The sequence below is a fragment of the Lunatimonas salinarum genome (genome assembly GCF_017811155.1).
GTDB classification, from domain to species: domain Bacteria; phylum Bacteroidota; class Bacteroidia; order Cytophagales; family Cyclobacteriaceae; genus Lunatimonas; species Lunatimonas salinarum.
Genome location: NZ_JACVCV010000015.1, coordinates 118706 through 133511, shown reverse-complemented (window position 1 = coordinate 133511; position 14806 = coordinate 118706). Strand labels below are relative to the sequence as shown.

Annotated in this window: 17 protein-coding genes; 2 read left to right on the top strand and 15 right to left on the bottom strand. The window is 45.7% G+C overall.

What is annotated here, in order from left to right; all coding sequences use genetic code 11:
* The 12 genes from IAQ59_RS17315 to IAQ59_RS17265 all read right to left on the bottom strand — a co-directional run.
* Positions 1–339: polysaccharide deacetylase family protein (locus IAQ59_RS17315; protein ID WP_209332100.1), on the bottom strand; the 339-nt coding region annotated here is incomplete at its 3' end.
* An 18-nt stretch (positions 340–357) separates the two neighbouring features.
* Positions 358–930 (bottom strand): gluconate 2-dehydrogenase subunit 3 family protein, encoded by a 573-nt coding sequence (locus tag IAQ59_RS17310; RefSeq protein ID WP_209332099.1) that lies wholly within the window; start codon positions 928–930, stop codon positions 358–360.
* A gap of 12 nt (positions 931–942) precedes the next feature.
* On the bottom strand, positions 943–2631 hold the full coding sequence (locus IAQ59_RS17305) for a GMC oxidoreductase (RefSeq protein WP_209332098.1): 1689 nt from the start codon (positions 2629–2631) through the stop codon (positions 943–945).
* Between the two features lie 13 nt (positions 2632–2644).
* Positions 2645–3493, bottom strand: coding sequence for an alpha/beta fold hydrolase (locus IAQ59_RS17300; protein WP_209332097.1), 849 nt, complete (start codon positions 3491–3493; stop codon positions 2645–2647).
* 187 nt (positions 3494–3680) lie between these two features.
* Positions 3681–4856 (bottom strand): Fic family protein, encoded by a 1176-nt coding sequence (locus tag IAQ59_RS17295; protein WP_209332096.1) that lies wholly within the window; start codon positions 4854–4856, stop codon positions 3681–3683.
* Positions 4857–5209: 353 nt separating this feature from the next.
* Positions 5210–5533 carry a type II toxin-antitoxin system PemK/MazF family toxin gene (locus IAQ59_RS17290; RefSeq protein ID WP_209332095.1) on the bottom strand — a complete coding sequence of 108 codons (324 nt, stop codon included), beginning with the start codon at positions 5531–5533 and terminating at the stop codon, positions 5210–5212.
* On the bottom strand, positions 5524–5769 hold the full coding sequence (locus IAQ59_RS17285) for an AbrB/MazE/SpoVT family DNA-binding domain-containing protein (RefSeq protein WP_209332094.1): 246 nt from the start codon (positions 5767–5769) through the stop codon (positions 5524–5526). Before IAQ59_RS17285 ends, IAQ59_RS17290 begins: the two co-directional genes overlap by 10 nt.
* A gap of 367 nt (positions 5770–6136) precedes the next feature.
* Positions 6137–6574, bottom strand: coding sequence for a type II toxin-antitoxin system VapC family toxin (locus IAQ59_RS17280; RefSeq protein ID WP_209332093.1), 438 nt, complete (start codon positions 6572–6574; stop codon positions 6137–6139).
* 2 nt (positions 6575–6576) lie between these two features.
* Positions 6577–6825 (bottom strand): DUF6364 family protein, encoded by a 249-nt coding sequence (locus IAQ59_RS17275; RefSeq protein WP_209332092.1) that lies wholly within the window; start codon positions 6823–6825, stop codon positions 6577–6579.
* Positions 6826–7355: 530 nt separating this feature from the next.
* Complete coding sequence (locus IAQ59_RS22530) at positions 7356–7484, bottom strand: hypothetical protein (protein ID WP_280867972.1); 129 nt, start codon at positions 7482–7484, stop codon at positions 7356–7358.
* Positions 7485–7962: 478 nt separating this feature from the next.
* Positions 7963–8499 carry a hypothetical protein gene (locus IAQ59_RS17270; RefSeq protein WP_209332091.1) on the bottom strand — a complete coding sequence of 179 codons (537 nt, stop codon included), beginning with the start codon at positions 8497–8499 and terminating at the stop codon, positions 7963–7965.
* A 142-nt stretch (positions 8500–8641) separates the two neighbouring features.
* A complete protein-coding gene (locus IAQ59_RS17265) occupies positions 8642–9754 on the bottom strand; it encodes a tyrosine-type recombinase/integrase (protein WP_209332090.1) in 1113 nt (370 codons plus the stop codon).
* A gap of 93 nt (positions 9755–9847) precedes the next feature.
* On the opposite strand from IAQ59_RS17265, the gene IAQ59_RS17260 reads away from it, so the two are divergent.
* Positions 9848–10252, top strand: coding sequence for a hypothetical protein (locus IAQ59_RS17260; protein ID WP_209332089.1), 405 nt, complete (start codon positions 9848–9850; stop codon positions 10250–10252).
* A gap of 13 nt (positions 10253–10265) precedes the next feature.
* On the opposite strand, the gene IAQ59_RS17255 is transcribed toward IAQ59_RS17260, so the two are convergent.
* A complete protein-coding gene (locus tag IAQ59_RS17255) occupies positions 10266–11105 on the bottom strand; it encodes a purine-nucleoside phosphorylase (RefSeq protein ID WP_209332088.1) in 840 nt (279 codons plus the stop codon).
* Between the two features lie 147 nt (positions 11106–11252).
* Here IAQ59_RS17255 and IAQ59_RS17250 point away from each other — a divergent pair, with 147 nt between their 5' ends.
* Complete coding sequence (locus tag IAQ59_RS17250; RefSeq protein ID WP_209332087.1) at positions 11253–11777, top strand: NADPH-dependent FMN reductase; 525 nt, start codon at positions 11253–11255, stop codon at positions 11775–11777.
* Here IAQ59_RS17250 and ftsZ read toward each other — a convergent pair.
* Together ftsZ and ftsA are read right to left on the bottom strand one after the other, a co-directional pair.
* The gene (gene ftsZ, locus IAQ59_RS17245) at positions 11774–13375 is read right to left on the bottom strand and encodes a cell division protein FtsZ (RefSeq protein WP_209332086.1); all 1602 of its coding nucleotides are present in this window, start codon (positions 13373–13375) and stop codon (positions 11774–11776) included. The genes IAQ59_RS17250 and ftsZ overlap by 4 nt on opposite strands.
* 95 nt (positions 13376–13470) lie before the next feature.
* A complete protein-coding gene (gene ftsA / locus IAQ59_RS17240; RefSeq protein ID WP_209332085.1) occupies positions 13471–14796 on the bottom strand; it encodes a cell division protein FtsA in 1326 nt (441 codons plus the stop codon).
* Between the last annotated feature and the right edge of the window lie 10 nt (positions 14797–14806).

Below are 14806 nucleotides of genomic sequence, written 5' to 3'. Positions count from 1 at the left end.
GCACGTATTACAATCGTTCCTCCGTGTGTCGCTTGCGTCGTGCTCGATTTCATGTCCCCGTTCTTTTAGCTTGTTCCAATCATTGAAGTCGCCCAATAGATTTTGGGGAATCCATTGAGGCTCCGTGTTGAAGCTTTTGAGATGGCCTGTGGCAATCACATTCAAACAAGCCTTCAAGCCGTAGTTTTGATGAATCTCTGCTATGCGGTAAAAGGATTTTTTGAACCCATCATCAAAACTCAGCGTCAGGTAATGCGTCTTTTTTGTATTATTAAATGATGCCATACTCAACGCCAGTCCTCCCAATGCTGTTGCCTGAATAAATCTTCTCCTTTCCATTTTTATTTGTTTATAATGCTAGCCTATAGATGATGTTGGTCCAAACCAGGCTGTTTGGCCTTTTTCCAGAGGTACACAGCCATCATAACCCCCTGGAACTGGATCATATCTTAAAGCCTGGGTAACACCAATTTCAGAGGTAAAATAACCCAACAATGTGAGTTGTTTTATCAGGGAAAAAAAATGTGAAGGTCCATCCTGGTCTGTTTCGGCAGCTTCACGGTCGAGCGGAATCAAGATTTCGGTTCTTTGTTGGGAACTAAGCGCTACAAAATCCTTCGAATGCGTTTTTTGTGACAGCTCATCAATTTTGTTTAATCCATCCATGAAAATGGTCCTTTCAGCAGAGGAATAGCAATCGGTGATCATTTTTGCCATAAATATTCCTATTCCCGCAGATTTTGCCCCCGGGGATCTTTCCGATTCTGGCAAAATCGTCTCTCCAATTTCATCCATTAGCGCAATAGCCTTAGAATCAAAGCTTTTGTAATCCTCCCGACCTGAAGTACAGCCGGATAAAAAGAGTTCAGATCCAGCAACGGAAGTTCCTAATAAAAATGCAGTATGCTTTATTGCTTTTCTTCTATCCATTAGTAAAGCAGTTTATAAGTTTCCATTTTTAAATTGTTCAGCAGCATAATTGGCTGCACGTGCAGTCAGCGCCATATATAAGATGGATGGACTCTGATTGCCTGTACTTGTCATGCAAGCCCCATCTGTTACAAAGACGTTTTTGCAGTGGTGCAACTGATTGTACTTATTAAGCATGGAAGTATTGGGGTCTTTTCCCATGCGTACTCCGCCCATTTCGTGGATGTCCAGCCCCGGATTTTGCTTATTGTCTCTCAGCTCTATGTTTTTACATCCCAATACCTCCATCATTTTTTTCGATTCCTCATGAAAATCCTGAATCATCAACTCGTCATTTTCATCATAACCGACATCCATGACCAATTGGGGAATACCCCAGGGATCCTTTTTGGTAGTGCTCAGGAAAACCTGATTGCTCTCCTTGGGCAATGTTTCGCCTTGCATGTACATGTATACCCTCCAAGGACCGGGCTCACTTAATCTGTGTTTAAAATCAACGCCAAGTTGGGGCTCTGATTTTGGCACGCTGGTTCTTTTCGGCCGAAAAGCACCCATGAATGTCATATAGCCTCCCAGGAATTTTGCATTGCGCCTTTCAAAGTTTTTAAAATTGGGCATTATAGGACCTGAAGGAACCTTGCCATCAATGTAAACATCATCAAAACCATCTATAGTAGCCCAGGCACTTGGCCGATAATTGTGGAAGCATATATATTTTCCCAGTACACCGCTGTCATTCCCCAAGCCATTTGGAAATCGATTTGACTTGGAGTTCAACAGAATAAGATTGGTATTTAAAGCGGAGGCATTTACGAAAATAATACTGGCCTCGATGATTTGTACCTCTTTGGTAATGGTATCGATGATCCGAACACCCTTTGCTTTTTGAGATATATCATCGTATAGAATAGATTCTACAATTGTATTCGGTCTTATGGTCAGGTTTCCTGTTTTCGTTGCCCACGGCAAGGTGGAAGATACCGAACTAAAGTATCCACCAAGTGGACAACCTCTTACACAGAGGTTCCGACATTGGCATTTGCCCCGGCCCTGTTGTAGGTGGATATCCTCAGGTTCACTCAAATGCGCCCACCGGCCAGGCACCATTTTACGGTCTGGGAAATGGGTGCCCAAAGTTTTTTGCATATGTTGTTCCACACAATTCAAGGGGAAGGGCGGAAGATAATCGCCATCCGGCATGGAATCTACACCGTCTGTGCCACCACATATACCGGCAAACTTTTCAACATAGGAATACCAGTTTGCTATATCCTCATACCCAATTGGCCAAGATATCCCGTATCCAAAACGTTCAGGCGCTTTGAATTCATTGTCACTCCAGCGGTTACTCGCACGGCCCCAGGTAAGTGATCTGCCACCAACCTGATACCCACGAATCCAGTCAAAGGGCTTTTTTTGAACATAGGGATGTTCTTCATCCTTTATAAAGAAATGTGCCGAACCCTCATCGAACAGCCATGCCTTTGAGGAAACCGGGTTGGCATCCGTATAGTCCTTAGGCATTACGCCCCTGTGTTCCAGTTCCCAAGGGTGCTTGCTGGCAGTAGGATAATCCTTGATATGTTGAATATCGCGGCCTCGCTCCAGGACCAATGTCTTTAAGCCTTTTTCACATAATTCCTTGGCGGCCCAGCCTCCGGAAATTCCCGAACCAATTACTATTGCGTCATATGTAGTCATTAAATTCCTTTGGTTATGATTTTGGTTTATTTAGCCAATCAATAAGTGCTTCACTGAATGCTTCCGGTTCCTCCAATTGTGGTGTATGCCCGCTCCTTTCGAAAATGATAAATTTAAAATCCGGAATGCCCTCATACAAAGGCCTCCATAGCGTATGGGGAATCACATAATCATACTTTCCCAAACCAACAAACACCGGAACGCTGATCCGTACGGGCGGATTAAACATGTTGTAGTCAAGGAACACTTTTGTGAAAATGTGCTGTGTCACTTCGGAATGCACGGTCATGTCTTTCCAAAGCCAGTCTGCATCGTATTCGGGATCGTACCAATACTGAGGAGCCATATTGTTGTACCTTGCAGCCGCTTCTTTTTGTCCCGTCAGCCGATCGATTTCATTTGTCTGCCCCCAGTTTTGTTCCTGAAGTGCTTTCCGTTTTGGGGAGGCGGTTTCCCAAAGGGATGCAGCCTTTTCTTGATAGGTAGCATTGCCCCATTCGGCAGGTGAACCTATAACAATGAGTCCGGATACTTTTTCTTCACGTTTTTTGACATACTCTGTAGCCATGGTACCGTGTATGCTATGTCCCAAAATTAGGGGCATATCGAGACCAAGGGCCTCGCGGATTTGTTCGATAGCTTCAACAATGGTTTCAATGGTTACATGGTTTAGATCTTCTTTGGCATAACCTTTAGCAAACCATTTCATGTCCACGAAGTACATTTTCAAATGCAGCCGTAGATTGTCTGGAAACGTCCGGGGATAATAAATCGAGGAACCAGTTACCAAACAGGGAATCCCTTCTCCTTCGAAAGTGTATTCCAAAGTACTTCCATCAATCTCTATACTTCCAGCGTTCAACGCTTTACGTTTGCTTTTGGCAAGCCCGTGTGCGTACCTTGAATGGTGAATATAGGTCAAAAAGTTGAACGTTCCAAGGGGTGAAATGCCTGTGCCGATAGCGGGCGGTATCGGGATGCCGGGCCATTCTAGACGGGGTCGCTTGGTGGTGTGAGCTTGCCTCACGAAAGGGAGGAGGCGCTCCCCGTCAGAGGAATCTGGCGGGGCCGTCTATACGATTGGGTGCGGGTGTTTTTTCATCCGTTATTTTAGGTATTCTTATTTTTTTTGGACTTATCACAATATAGTTTGTTTTCTTTCCGCTGTCTTCTGCTTTCAACATTTCTTTTGCAACTAAATCTTGCAAATCTCGCAAAGCTGTGTCTGTCGAGCATTTAGTAAGTTTGGCGTAAGTTGATGTTCGTAAGAATCCCACCTCTTTACCGTAATTGTCGTACAGATAATTGATTACAAGTCTTTGTCTGTCGTTAATGTTTGTTAACTGGTGTTTGTCCCAAAAGTGTGCTTTGTCCAAAATGATTTCCAAATTTTCTTCGCTTGCCATCAACGCTCTTTCAAAACAACCAAGAAACCATTCTAAATAGGGAGTGATGTCGGATGTTCCTTTTTGTGTTTTTTCAATAATGTTGTTATAGTGTTTATGTTCTTTGAAGATTTGGTTTGACAAGCTGTAAAAGCGAATCTTACTATTGTCACTTTTTGCTAAAAACATATCTAAAATTGCTCTCGCCATTCGTCCATTACCGTCATCAAAAGGGTGAATAGTAACAAACCAAAAGTGAGCAATGATGGATTTCAGAACTAAATCCAAGCTGATATCATTATTTAACCAATATAAAAATTGCTCCATTTCGTGAGGAACTCTGTCTGCCGATGGTGCTTCAAAATGTATTTTCTCTCTACCAAAGTTTCCCGAAACTACTTTCATACCGCCTGAACGATATTTGGCAACATCTATTTGTTGATAACCGCTAAAACCTGTTTGAAAAAGTGAGTTATGCCAACCTAGAAGGCGTGTTTTTGTGAGTGGTTGGTCAAAATTTTGCGTTGCATCTAAAATGACATCAACAATGCCTTCGATGTTCCGCGGGGTCTTCACAAAGTCAGCATTTTCAATACCTAATTTTCGGGCAATAGATGAGCGAACAAGTTCAGGATTTAAAAATTCACCTTCAATTCTTGATGTATCTACCACATCTAAAATCAGGGACTCTAAAGTGGCACGTTCAATAAGGTCAAAACCCAAACTTTCCATACGGCCCAACAAACGTCCCTGTAAATGCCTTACAGACGCTAAGATGGGCGTTAACTTATAATTATCCCAAACAAAGTTTGTCCAATTTTCTCTTTCGTGTATGTACATAATTACCACCGCAAAATATGCGGTTAAAATAAGGGTTTTACACCGCAAAACAATTTTTTACTGCTACTATCTTCAGTTGTCCATTCGTTTGTTGCTTGCAGGGTTGTCTTGTTACACTTGCACCCAATCGGGGTCAGGCAAGGGAATTTACTCACTATTTTTATGAATTTTAGCGATAGTCTGTCCCGATAGCGGAGCGTATCGGGACAGGCTGGAGGGAAGATTACGAGACCCGTACTGCCTGTCCCGTATCGGAATCCGGTGGTGTGAGCTTGCCTACGGATAGGGAGGAGGGGCTCCCCGTCAGAGGAATCTGGCGGGGCCGCCTACACGATTTCCCACCGTTTTTGTGATCAATCCACCAATAATTCCTTAATTGTCATTTTGAGTTTCTCAATTTCTTTGACTGTCAAACCATCTAATGCTTTATAAATTCGTTGCTTATCAATTGTCCGAATTTGGTCAAGTACTATCCACCCTTTTTTATTGTCGTGTTTAACTTCGATTCTTGTCGGATATTTTTTAGATTTCGTAGTCATTGGTGCAATAATTATTGTATTGAGATATTTATTCATCTCATTTGGTGAAATTATTACACAAGGTCTTGTCTTTTTAATATCACTACCAACAGTTGGGTCAAGATTTACCAATACTATCTGGTATTGTTTTAAATCCATTCTTCAAAGTTTTCGTCTTCAAAAACGTCATTCATTAATGCCTTGTCGTCACCAGATTCATGCATTTTCTTGAACGCGGCTTCCCAACCTTCTCGAGGATTTCCTTTTGGTTTAATCACAATATGTCCTTTTTCTAATATCAGTTCGACGGTGTCTTTGATATTATATCTTTCTAAAAGGCTTTTGCTTAAGCGAATTCCTTTTGAATTACCAATTTGAATAACTGAAACATCCATAGTTATCGTGATTGTATTGTAATTACAAAGTTATTACACTTTTTCAAAACATCAAAAGATTCATGTCCTGTGTAAATGGTGGGTAATGTTTTTGGGCTTTGCGTTCGTGCGGGGTGACTCTGACCGTGTCAGGGCAGGCTGCCCTGAAGCGTTAGTCCCGCTATGGCGGGATTTCCACTTCGTTCCAACAAGTGGCTTAGCCTGTCCCGTATTTCACGGGGGTGGTTTGCCGTGAGAGGACCGAGCATTAAGAAATGGTCCGCCGAGTCGGATAATTTTAGCAAGGTGCCAGGCCGCGGGGAGGACGAGACCCGTATCCCGATAGCTATCCAGAGCGGTTTTTGGGCTTCATCCTGAGCTATTTAGCTCAGGTAGGGCCTCGATTGTCTACAATTATTAACTTCAAATAACTCTCCGGAGTCATAACCCCTAATGCACTGTTTTTAAAATCCTTAGTATTACGAGTGACTATTACATCGATGTCTCCGATTATTTCAGCGGAATAGTTCTGTAAAGCATCTTCAAAGTCTTTAAAAGGTGAATTCAGAGCCCGCAATATTGTTTCTTTATCAGTGGTCAACACCTCAGTTATGGAGATTAACTGATTTAATTTATCAGCCACTTTTTCGTGCTTCGCCGTTTGTCTCAACAAATAGTATACATTGCTAATAATCACTGACGTAATATGGCCTGTAATTTTTTTAGATTCGCAAAGGGCCAATACGTTAGCGGCATTGTCTGAAAAGGGTTTTCTGTCGAAAAAGAAATCCAGAATAACGTCAGTGTCAATCAATATTCTTTTCATTCTTACAGGTATTTTTCAGCAAGTCTTTTTGAGAGTTCCGATTTATAATCAAAGTTTCGGGGTTCTTTAAATGTCCCCTTTAAAGATTTCACGATGGGAGTCAGTTCAACTTCCTTTGATTGTTCTTCTTTCGTAATAATTTTTAGGTAATTTTCTATTATGTCAGAAAGACTTCTGCCTTTTCCTGATGCGTACTTTTTAGCTTTCTCAATTACCGATTTCTCTATTGTAAGTGTCAGTTTAGTATTCATTTTACACTCCTCCTATCTTAAGTTCTTGTACGTGTAAAATTAAATCAAATTTAAAGCACGTGCAAACAAAATAGATTTCACACGTAGTGTTTTTTGCCTGCCACTAACGGTATTTCGCTTCCATCTGAGCGGAAATTTTTGTGATGCAATGAAAGCACCTAAAATCCAAAGAGTTGCCAAGGCGTGATCGGGCCTGCTTTGATGGAAGTGACCTTTCTGTGACCGGCATGGGCATCTGGTATTGAAGGTACCATACTATTCCAGAGGGTGTGCTGATTTTTCAGCATCCCTTATCCCGAAGATCGGGAACTTTGCAAAGCCCGTGTCCAACAATCCCTTTTCGGTAGATGCCGCAGAGGACAAAGCGTGAGCTTTGGGCCAGTTCTGAGAGCAGCAGCAAATAAAGTTGAAGTCCGTCCTTGGCGATACCCTGGGGAAGTCTGCATAATGTTCCTTGAGCCAATCGTGCATTTGGGCAGCCAAAGTAAAGTATCCCGGAAAGCCTCCAGACGCTCCCAGACAAAATCCGTCTAGGGATCCAGCAGCTTGTGCCGGAAGCTTTGCCTTTCAGGGTGCCGCTCAAAATCCCGCTCATCCATGGACAGGTATTTGCTGACTGTCCTTCGGTCAATGACCAGTTCCTCACTGATCTTACGCATGGAAAAACCTTCCCGGTGAAGGCGGTGGATCTCGAAACAAACCATAAATTAGTTCAAATACACATTCATAAACTGCTAGTTTTGGTAGACCAGCAAATTAGTGCAGTTTTCCCAATGGGGCATGCCCCATTGGGAAACTTACTGGTGTATTATTGTTGCCATTTTTGGGGTATTCCAAGTTGCCGATTTTGGGGCATTGTTGTTTTCCAGTTACAGAAGCAAAGTCAAGGCAGTTAAATGGCTTAGACAAGTTACCGTTTCTTATCCAAACCTGTTCTACCATTGGGAACTGGGCTACAAATTAGTCTAGCATAACAGACCATAACCGACTGCATAATAAGAGCCGTATGAAATGCCCAAGCATTCGTGAATATAACTAAAAACAAATCCATCATGAACAATCGAGAGATTCACGTACGGTTCTGTGAGAGGTTTAGGGGTGGGATTCCCCTTTACCTACTCGACTGTAGCCCGTTTTTTATTCAACTCTTATTTTTAATTCTTTTACCTCAAATGACTTGCCTTCTATTCCATACACTGTTCTGCATATTCCTTTGACTAAAATATTCTGATCTTCTATTAAATCGTTTTTATTTATTTTTTTCGTTAATTTCAATTCAGATATTTCAAATATTATTTCGTTTTCAGATTCGGAAATTTTTCCAAAAAGCTTTTTTTCAAATGGTTTATCTTTTGATATAGTAAATTCCTCAATATATTCTCTATCATCTCCACTCATACTTGATCCCTCGATGAAACGTTCGTTTAATACCTGGTGGAATCCAAATTGTTCTCCCTTTGATAAAAATGAAATTTCAATATTATTTAGGTTTTTATAAATTCCGATAGTTTTTTCATTTTCAATAGGTACAATTCGAATAGTCAATTCAAAGTTGTCATTTGATTGATATTCTTCTTTGTCAAACTCCAAATAAAGATTGGTGTTTTTAAAATCATTTTTTGAACAACTGACTCCTAAAATAGAAATCAGAAATATTGTTAAGAAGTTCTTCATTTTCAAAATGTACTACAACTACCGGCTAACCGCAACCCCTTGCGGTTAGCTGTCCTATGTACCCAGTGGGTTAGACTTCTAAATTTAGCGAAATTCCGATTATAGGCAACTAGCTTTTTCATTTCAATACTTGTTAGCTATCCTACAAATCACCGGGTGAGGTGATCTGACCCAGGTTCCGTCGGCCTACGTGGGGGTAGATTTCGGTCGTCTTGGTCGATTTATGCCCCAACAATTGCTGTATAAACCGTAAATCCGTACCGCCTTCCAGCAAGTGCGTGGCAAAGCTGTGTCTTAGCATATGGGGGTGCAGGCGCTTTTTGATGCCGGCTATAGCCGCGTACTTTCGGGTAAACTGTTGAATGCTGCTGCTACTGTATTTTCCGCCAAACTGCCCCTCAAATACAAATTCCTTTGCCTTTGTAGCTCGTAGGTATTGCTGTAACCGGTCCAGTATAGCGGCGGGCAATAGGGTATATCGGTCTTTTTTACCTTTTGCCTGCCGTATACGGATCATTTTGCGGTCAACTTCTAGGTCGGTAATCTTTAGGTTGAGCACTTCTCCGATACGCAATCCTCCGCCGTACAGCAGCATCAGGATCAGGTAGTGTTTTTCGTTCGCCTGCATCCATTGGAGAAAGACCAGCCGGCAAGGCCTTTGCTGATCGGATTTTAGCCATTGGGCTTGATACGCTTGGAGCAGTGCCATGTCTTTGATCTGATAGTCGTTGCGAAAGGCCAATATGGCTATTCCCCGAAGCGATTCGATCAATTGTTTGAAATGTTCAGCATGGTTTTCACCCACAAAGCTGCGGTATTTGGTGTTCCAGGAGATAAAGGATAGGGATTTCAATAGCTGGTAGATGGGTTTGTTGTACGAAAAGCGGTACCGGATAATCGTTTTGCCGGCTTCTACGATGGGTATAGCCCATAGGGTAGGGAGGTCTGACCGCTGATCTGGGGTAGATGGGGGTAGGGTAGCCTTTGTGATTTGCCACTCGGCCGCATAGGTGGGCTGCACGCGGTTCAGGTAATAGGTGTTTACCAGGATGCCAGGACCACAGATCTGCCGGAGTAGTTGCAGGCACTGTTCGGAATAGGGCATTTCCCACCGACAATGCACTGTTGAGTAATGAAGCCAGGTAAGGCCGTCCAGCTTCCCCCGTAATGGGTGTCCCTTTCCTAGTCTAAAATACACGTTTTCAGTCCGATTTGGGTCCAAGAAGTTCAGGTATACGGTCGGTTTCTTTTCCATGGTTTTTTTTTGTTTCCCAAAAAGCAACTTTATCGTATATTATCCGTGTTTTTACACGTGTATAAACGTTTATACACGTGTAAAAACACGGTTATGGAACGAAAATGTCCAGAATGTGGAACGGTCTTACACGGCCGGGAAGATAAAGTATATTGCTCGGACCAATGCAGGTTTCAGCGGCACAACCGGAATAAGCGCCGGAGCGAAAAGACGATTTTGGATATCAACAAAGTGTTGCGGAAAAACCGCCGGATCCTACAGGGTCTCAACCCAATAGGTCTTACCAGCGTTCGCAGGGAGGTATTGGACAGCCAAGGGTTCGATTTTGATTTCTACACCCACCAATACATCACCCAAAAAGGCAATTACTATTATTTTTGCTACGATTTTGGCTATGCCTACGCGGACCAGGAAAAGGTTAATGTGGTTACCTGGCAGGCGTATATGAACCGCAACCTAAAGCGGTTCCAAATCGAGCCACCGGGAGAAGGCATCTAGCCCCACCTCCTGCTTACAAGCCTCTGATCACCTCGTGCAGTATTCGGGTCATCACCGGTTCGGCGGTCTTTGCCGCATCGATCACATCGGCCAACGCGATCTTTTTGATCTTGCCGGGCACCCCCAGGTCAGTGATGGCCGAGATCCCAAAGACGGGGATATCCATGTGGCGCGCCACAATCACCTCGGGCACCGTACTCATGCCCACCGCGTCTGCCCCGATGGCGCGGAGGTACTTGTATTCGGCAGGCGTCTCCAGCGTAGGGCCCGTCACTCCGGCGTATACGCCCTTATGCAGGGGAATCCCGTTTTGCTGCGCGTAATCCATGGCCACCGCTACCAGGTCCCTTGCATAGGGTTCGCTCATATCGGGAAAGCGGGGACCCATGCTGTCGAGGTTTTTACCCACTAGGGGATTTTCCGGAAAGAGGTTGATATGGTCCTCGATCACCATGCATTCTCCCACCTGGTAATCGGGATTCAGCCCGCCGGAGGCATTGGAGATCAGCAGGTGTTTGATGCCCATCTGTTTCATCACCCGCACCGGAAAGGTCACTTCCTTCATGGTGTATCCTTCATAATAGTGAAACCGCCCCTTCATCACCACCACGGGCTTTCCCTGGATTTTGCCAAATAGCAGCTTGCCGGCGTGGGATTCTACGGTGGAAACGGGGAAGTTTGGGATATCCTTGTAGTTTACCTCACAGTCCAGCTCCAGGTCGTCCATCAGACTGCCCAGTCCGGTACCCAAGATGATGCCGATGGCAGGGGAGGATTCAAAGCAGTCACTGAGGTATTGAAAGGCCTCACCGATTTTTTGGATATGGGATTGGGCGATTTGGTTCGTAGGCATGCGTCAAACAATTTAGGTGGAAAAAGGTAAAATTAGCCCATTCGGTGGATCTATTCCCCCACTTCCCCTAATTTATTCGCTTTCTAAAGAAACTTTACCCAGCGGTTGGTTGTAGTAATGAAGTTATAAAAAATCCGATAAGCACGCATGATAAAAATAATCGTAGGTACCAACCGCAAGCCATCCATTTCCGAACAGATCGCGATTCAATATCAGGAGCTGCTCAGGGGCATGGGCCAACCTTCCGAGATCGTCAATCTCGGTGACCTGCCGGATGACTTTTTGTTTTCGGCGCTTTATGAAAACAACGGGAAGAACCCGAACTTCAACAAAGTACACGATCAGGTAAAAGCCGGCAGCAAGTACGTCTTTATCGTGCCGGAGTACAACCATTCTTTTCCAGGTATCCTGAAAGCGTTTATCGACGGCATGACCTATCCAAACAGCTTTCGGCATAAGAAATGTGCGCTCGTGGGGATTTCCTCAGGTGTCGGCGGTGGCAGTATAGCCATGAGCCACCTGACCGACGTCTTTCATTACCTGGGAATGCATGTGCTCGCCTTTAAGCCAAGATTGGCAAAGATCGAGGAAAACATGTCAGGCCGTCTGCTCACCAACAGATTGTACCTTGACTTATTGCGAGAACAGGCAGAGCTACTGATTGCTTTTTAGTCCACGTTGTCGTGCAAAAAGCGGTTGTTGCTGATGATTTCGTTGTCATCGTTTAGGTTGAACTTGGAAAGGTTCCGCTCGGAACTGTGTCCCACGTCCTGCAGCTGCACATTCTTGCGCAGGTAGGCGGGCACCTCCAGTTTTTCCTTAAACTCCTCCGGTGACTGGTCCACGGAACGCTTCTGCTTCAGCCGCTCAAACTTTTCGTACACCCTTCTTACCGCCGATTCCCGCATTTCGTTGTAATACGACAGGTGCGGATTGGTTTCCGGTTCCGGTTTGGGCTTGGGCGGCACGTAGTTGTTGTCAGCCTTGTCAAATAGCGTGAGCACCTTTTTCGGTTCCGGCGTAGGCACGGTTTTCTCGAAGATGAACTCCTCCTCCTGATCCACCTTGTCGTTTAGGTTGTGCACGATGGGCGGCTCGGATTGCGCTTTGGGTTCCGGTTGGGGCTTTTCCGCTATTTTGGGCTGCTCCGGCTGTATAGGTGTGGGGATCACAAACGAAAACTGCTGACCTGTCTGAGCGCCAACTTCCTCCACCTTAGAAGTTTTTCCGGACTCCAGGTCGATGACTTTTTTTGAGTCGTCCGCCTTTTGTCCCATGATCTGATGCTTCTCGGTGATGGACTCGGGCTCAAACCCGGTAGCGATCACGGTCACGCGGATGCCTTTTTTCAGATCCGAATCAATTCCCTGACCGAAGATTACCTCCGCATTGTCACCGGCCTTGCTGGTGATGAATTCGGTGATATCGCTCAGTTCGTCCATGGAGAGTTCCTCCTCCTCGCCGGACATGATGGAAAGGAGCACCTTTTGCGCACCGCGAATGTCCACGTTGTTGAGCAGGGGAGAGGATATGGCCTTCTCTGCGGCCTTGATGGAACGGTCTTCGCCTTCTTCCGTCGCGGAGCCCATTACGGCTGCCCCGGCGTCTTTCATGACGGTCTTGACGTCTTCGAAGTCCACGTTTACATCTTGGTGGATGGTAATGATCTCTGCGATGGACTTGGCCGCTGTGGTCAGGATGTTGTCGGCTTTGCCAAAGGCCTGCCGGATGGGGAGGTTTCCGTAGATCTCCCGCAGCTTGTCGTTTAGGATGACCAAGACCGTGTCGCAGTTTTCACGTAGCGTTTCTATTCCCAGTTGGGCCGAGGACATTTTCTTTCGGCCTTCAAAGACGAAGGGTGCCGTGACGATGCCCACGGTGAGGATGTCCATATCCTTGGCGATTTTGGCGATCACCGGTGCCGCACCGGTGCCGGTGCCTCCGCCCATACCGGCGGTGATGAAGATCATCTTGGTATTGTCGGAGAGCAGTTCGCGGATTTCTTCCTTGCTTTCCATGGCGGCGTGTTTTCCCTTTTCGGGATTTGCGCCCGCACCCAATCCCTCCGTAAGGTGGGTGCCGATCTGGATCTTCAGGGGAACGGGGCTGCTTTTCAGCGCCTGTGCGTCTGTGTTGACGACCACAAACTCCACGTCTTTAATTCCCTGATTGTACATGTGGTTTACGGCATTGGAGCCGCCTCCACCCACGCCAATCACTTTTATGATTGATTTGTGGTTTTTTGGGATGTCAAATTGATAGTCTTTCATAATTTCTGACGTTTTCCTCGTTTTTTGGTGAACGATGTATGGTATTGGCTAAAGTTGTGCGTAAATGGAAAATGCGCATGCTATCCGGACTGGGATCAGTAGCCCGGCGTTTCATCTCCCAAATCATCGGTGATGAAATTTTTCAGTTTTTTGGTAATGCTGCTGAAGATGTCCTTGGACCCATTCTCTGCACGACCGATTTTGTTTTTGCCATTTTGGGGTTGTAGACTGGTGAGTTCCTTGGCGCGGTAGGTTTCCTCCCGGTCGTCAAGTGCCTTGAATCCTGCCAAGACCAATCCAACGGTGGTGGCATACATGGGGCTTTTGATTTCTTCTATCTTGGATTTGCCCAAGTGTTCGTTGGGATAGCCGATACGGGTATCCAGACCAGTGACGTACTCAAAGAGCTGGGAAGCGCCATTTAGCAGGGACCCGCCGCCGGTAAGCACGATGCCGCCCGCGAGCTTCTTGTAGGTTCCGCTTGCCACGATTTCCGACTGTACCATCTCGATGATTTCCTCCATCCTGGCCTGAATGATGGAAGCCAGGTTTTTTACGGAGATCTCCTTGGGGGGACGGTTTCGCAATCCCGGTATGGAAACGATCTCGTTGGGGTTGGCGCGCTCGGCCAGTGCTTTGCCAAATTTGGTTTTCAGCAGCTCGGCCTGATTCTGCATCACCATGCACCCTTCCTTGATGTCGGTGGTGATGATATTGCCGCCAAACGGGATCACTGCGGTGTGTCGTATGATGTTTTCGTGAAAGATGGCCACGTCCGTGGTGCCGCCGCCAATGTCCACCAGGCAGACGCCGGCTTCTTTGTCTTCCTCACTCAACACGGAGAGGGAACTGGCCAAGGGCTCCAGGATCAAGTCCTTGGAGATCAAGTCGGCACGCTTGACGCATTTGTTGATGTTGTGAATGGCAGAGCTCTGCGCGGTGATGATGTGGAAGTCCGCCTCAAGCCTGACCCCAGACATGCCTACCGGGTCTTTCACCCCGTCTTCATAGTCCACGGTATAGTCCTGGGGCATCACGTGGATGATCTTGTTGCCGGGCGGCACGATGATATTTTCCATGTCGTTTGCCAGGCGGCGCACGTCTTCCACGGTGATCTCGTCGTCCTGGCTGCTACGGATGATCACACCGTGGTGTACCGAGCTGCGGATATGCTGACCTGCGATGCCTACGATCACCTCGCCGATGTCCACATTGGACATCTCGGAGGCTTCGTTCACCGCCTTTTGGATGGCATTGATGGTCTTGTCGATGTTGGTGACGATGCCCCGGGTGACTCCCTCTGATACGGCTTTGCCCATACCGAGGACTTCCAGTTTTCCGTACTCGTTTTTGCGCCCGATAACAGCGCAGATTTTAGTGGTGCCGATGTCCAAGCCCACGACTAGTTTTTCATTTTCCATAGCGCGTTGA

What these genes read in the sequence shown, in the direction of transcription:
- ftsZ (WP_209332086.1), bottom strand. Translation starts at nt 13,375, where the DNA reads ATGAAAGACTATCAATTTGACATCCCAAAAAACCACAAATCAATCATA.
- IAQ59_RS17275 (WP_209332092.1), bottom strand. Translation starts at nt 6,825, where the DNA reads ATGAATACTAAACTGACACTTACAATAGAGAAATCGGTAATTGAGAAA.
- IAQ59_RS17280 (WP_209332093.1), bottom strand. Translation starts at nt 6,574, where the DNA reads ATGAAAAGAATATTGATTGACACTGACGTTATTCTGGATTTCTTTTTC.
- IAQ59_RS22530 (WP_280867972.1), bottom strand. Translation starts at nt 7,484, where the DNA reads ATGCGTAAGATCAGTGAGGAACTGGTCATTGACCGAAGGACAGTCAGC.
- IAQ59_RS17250 (WP_209332087.1), top strand. Translation starts at nt 11,253, where the DNA reads ATGATAAAAATAATCGTAGGTACCAACCGCAAGCCATCCATTTCCGAA.
- IAQ59_RS17270 (WP_209332091.1), bottom strand. Translation starts at nt 8,499, where the DNA reads ATGAAGAACTTCTTAACAATATTTCTGATTTCTATTTTAGGAGTCAGT.
- IAQ59_RS17260 (WP_209332089.1), top strand. Translation starts at nt 9,848, where the DNA reads ATGGAACGAAAATGTCCAGAATGTGGAACGGTCTTACACGGCCGGGAA.
- IAQ59_RS17285 (WP_209332094.1), bottom strand. Translation starts at nt 5,769, where the DNA reads ATGGATGTTTCAGTTATTCAAATTGGTAATTCAAAAGGAATTCGCTTA.
- IAQ59_RS17295 (WP_209332096.1), bottom strand. Translation starts at nt 4,856, where the DNA reads ATGTACATACACGAAAGAGAAAATTGGACAAACTTTGTTTGGGATAAT.
- IAQ59_RS17310 (WP_209332099.1), bottom strand. Translation starts at nt 930, where the DNA reads ATGGATAGAAGAAAAGCAATAAAGCATACTGCATTTTTATTAGGAACT.
- IAQ59_RS17290 (WP_209332095.1), bottom strand. Translation starts at nt 5,533, where the DNA reads ATGGATTTAAAACAATACCAGATAGTATTGGTAAATCTTGACCCAACT.
- IAQ59_RS17255 (WP_209332088.1), bottom strand. Translation starts at nt 11,105, where the DNA reads ATGCCTACGAACCAAATCGCCCAATCCCATATCCAAAAAATCGGTGAG.
- ftsA (WP_209332085.1), bottom strand. Translation starts at nt 14,796, where the DNA reads ATGGAAAATGAAAAACTAGTCGTGGGCTTGGACATCGGCACCACTAAA.
- IAQ59_RS17305 (WP_209332098.1), bottom strand. Translation starts at nt 2,631, where the DNA reads ATGACTACATATGACGCAATAGTAATTGGTTCGGGAATTTCCGGAGGC.
- IAQ59_RS17265 (WP_209332090.1), bottom strand. Translation starts at nt 9,754, where the DNA reads ATGGAAAAGAAACCGACCGTATACCTGAACTTCTTGGACCCAAATCGG.